This window comes from Flavobacterium sasangense DSM 21067, from assembly GCF_000686885.1.
Taxonomy (GTDB): Bacteria; Bacteroidota; Bacteroidia; order Flavobacteriales; family Flavobacteriaceae; genus Flavobacterium; species Flavobacterium sasangense.
The window spans coordinates 1-1,385 of sequence record NZ_JMLU01000066.1; the positions used below are offsets into that span (position 1 = coordinate 1).

2 protein-coding genes are annotated in these 1,385 nt (G+C 30.7%); both read right to left on the minus strand.

The window, feature by feature from the left end; genetic code table 11:
* Positions 1–167: 167 nt before the first annotated feature.
* Positions 168–668, minus strand: coding sequence for a carboxypeptidase-like regulatory domain-containing protein (locus BP92_RS0113720; RefSeq protein WP_026726546.1), 501 nt, complete (start codon positions 666–668; stop codon positions 168–170).
* Positions 669–835: 167 nt separating this feature from the next.
* Entirely contained in the window at positions 836–1,264 is a 429-nt protein-coding gene (locus BP92_RS0113725) for a hypothetical protein (RefSeq protein ID WP_150111947.1), read from the minus strand.
* Positions 1,265–1,385: the final 121 nt, after the last annotated feature.

A 1,385-nucleotide genomic window follows, 5' to 3' on the forward strand; every position in this document is an offset into this window, starting at 1 on the left:
AAATGAATCGCAAAGCACAACTTAAAAAAAGAGGTATTTACAAGCATGTAAAAAAGTTCTGATTTGTTGTACTTATGTTGTACTAATGGATGTTTGAAAACTAAAAATATCAATAAATATAGTACCTTACAGGCGTAATGGAGCTAAACCGCTGTTAGCCGTTGTTTTTATTTTTCTGTTCTGTTTTCAATTCTGTTTCTTGTTTCTATTTCTTTTGACTTTTTCAACGTAATAATAGGCTTAAACAAAACTTTTTCACAAGCGTAACAATTTTCAATTCTGTATTGTTCAAACTCACCAAACTTTGTTTTATAAAATTCATATCCACTTTTTTCAATTTCGAATTCCGCATAACAATATGCAATTGGCAAATCTAAAGGTGTATGAAACCAATCTATTCTTGATTTTTCATAAAACTTGAAGTTTCCATTTTTGTCCGTTTTAACACTTTCAGTTCTCAAATCTCTAGATTCATTGGAGCCAATCTTTTCGTCTATGTAATATTTTTTTTCTATTCTGTAAACTGTTGCATTTGGAACTGGTCTATTTTGTTCATCAACTACTTTTCCATTAACATTCGCTTCATAAATTACCTTTTGAGGGCGAATGAAAAGTAACGTGATAAAAATCAGAATTATAACAAGAATTATTTTAAATATTTTTTTCATTTTTAGATTTTCCTGCAAAATAACGGCTAACGTCTTGGCGCTTGGCGAGGTTGGGGAATAAAGATGCGGGATTTTTCGGTTAAACACAAATTTCCCAAACACAAAACCATCTTTAAATTCAGCCTAAAACCCCAATCTAGCCAAACGGCTGTTAGGCACAGTATTTTTCAAAAAATTTCCTTTTCGTTTATTACCGCTAAAAAACTTTCCAACACTTTAAAAGCCCAAGAATTCATTTTTGGCGAAATACATTCTGACTCGATATTTTTGGTATTGTCATTTTCTTTATAAAATATTTTAAGATAGTTCCCATGCGAACAAATAATTTCTTCTTCTTTCGGTTTCAACTTTATAGCAACTTGTAACTCTTTAATTAATGTATCATATTTTGCCTTTTCTATTTTGAAAGGTATTTCTATTTTTTTGTCAATTACCTTGTAAACTATAATCGAATCCGAATTAATCAATTTGAATTCTACATTTATTTGTTTGCCAATTACGCCAAACTTCCTGTATTGAATACTCAAAGTAGTATTATCAATTTGTGCCGAACAAACAGTACTTAAAAACAAAATCAAGTTGAAAAGATGTTTCATTTTAGAATTTCTGATGTTAATATTGTGCCTAACGTTCTGCGGCTTGCTCTCAGTGGCGTTGCACCAACACCAAGCCATTACAAATATAACAAAACATTCCATTCAGCAGCGGATTTTCCGT

What these genes read in the sequence shown, in the direction of transcription:
- BP92_RS0113725 (WP_150111947.1), bottom strand. Translation starts at nt 1,264, where the DNA reads ATGAAACATCTTTTCAACTTGATTTTGTTTTTAAGTACTGTTTGTTCG.
- BP92_RS0113720 (WP_026726546.1), bottom strand. Translation starts at nt 668, where the DNA reads ATGAAAAAAATATTTAAAATAATTCTTGTTATAATTCTGATTTTTATC.